This window comes from Gluconobacter sp. P1D12_c, from assembly GCF_018812105.1.
Classification (GTDB): Bacteria; Pseudomonadota; Alphaproteobacteria; order Acetobacterales; family Acetobacteraceae; genus Gluconobacter; species Gluconobacter oxydans_A.
Window position 1 is genome coordinate 1 of record NZ_JACSIQ010000594.1, and the last position, 415, is coordinate 415.

At 61.4% G+C, this 415-nt stretch carries 1 pseudogene; it reads right to left on the reverse strand.

Annotated elements, in window-relative coordinates:
• Positions 1-415, reverse strand: a pseudogene (locus KP705_RS18310) (Tn3 family transposase); the annotation flags it as partial.

Consider the following 415-nt stretch of genomic DNA (forward strand, 5'->3'; position numbering starts at 1 on the left):
GTGACAATCGCTTTGTCACGGATCCGGTGCTCGGCACGGCGCATCATGCTTCCGAGGAGTTTGTCCATCATTGTGAGGGCCGCGTCGGTTAGAACCTCCTCAAGTCGGACCCCGGCTGCCACCAGAATGGCGTAACGACGGGATGACCGAAGCTCGGCCAGATGCTGGGGCGTAATCCGGGCAGCTTCTTCGCTCAAACGGTCAAAGGCCACACGCGGTATGGTCGTGGCGCGAGCGCTGTCGAGGTTCAGGGATCGTACACACTCCAGGCGTTCCAGCAATCGCAGGATATTGCGCGCGGCTGGTGACAAGGGCGGGTTACGCAGCCACGAGAGCCAGGAGGCACTGCGATCGCCACGACGCTCCAGCATTTTGTCCAAACGACAACGGGTTTCCGGCGGCAGATCCCCTGCAA